Source organism: Vibrio sp. 2134-1, assembly GCF_033339495.1.
Genome location: NZ_JAWOUS010000304.1, coordinates 1 through 786, shown reverse-complemented (window position 1 = coordinate 786; position 786 = coordinate 1). Strand labels below are relative to the sequence as shown.

Genomic DNA, 786 nt, shown 5'->3' with positions numbered 1-786 from the left:
AATGTCTAAACTGTCCATTGCAGTGGCTAACCCAAGATCTTCAAGCGTGGCTACGTTGCTCTGCTGTTCAAATTGTCCTGCCAGTGGTTTCATTAGCAGTTTTTTGCCAAGAGAAAGTGCTTCTGAAGGCAGTTCAAAACCGCCATTGGCGATGACCCCACAGCAACGATGTAGATGGTGCTGAAAGTTGGCGTGGCACAGCGGACGCAATTCTATGTTCTCCACTTTCTCTACTTCTATCACGTCGGGGTGATAACAAATAAACGTCTGCTGATTAAAGTGGAACAACAAGTCGCAGATGTCCTCAATCGACTCAAACGGTAAATACACCAACACGAAATCATCGTTATCCGCTTGGTTATCCAAAGTGTGAACGATGGGCGGTAGCAACGGCTGGTCAAAGTGATACCAGTGCAATCCAAGCTGATGTTGAGATGGAGCAAAATACTCAAGTACTGATTTATCCAGCCAGCTCGCCCCCTTCAGAGGCACTGGATAGCGAAACGCATTTTGGTGACTGATACCGATACACGGCTTATTTTGTTGACGAGCTGCCCAAGCAGTGACGGGTTCAAAGTCATTGATGATTAAATCATAAGGCGCCAGATTAAGTTGGTTCACTTCTTTGAAAAAATGAATCAAATTGTTGTTCAAGGCCGTTTTGGCGTAATTGACCGAGCCTTTTTCCGTCACAAACGTAAAACCGCGACGAGTCTGATAATCGCCAAACGCTTCCATTGAAAAGTATTTCTCCGGTGCTCGCCCAGAAAAAAGAAAGTCGACCTG

1 protein-coding gene is annotated in these 786 nt (G+C 45.7%); it reads right to left on the bottom strand.

Annotated elements, in window-relative coordinates:
- The coding region (locus R7R78_RS25625) for an MJ1255/VC2487 family glycosyltransferase (protein ID WP_225474555.1) at nucleotides 1-786 on the bottom strand (786 nt) is incomplete at both ends.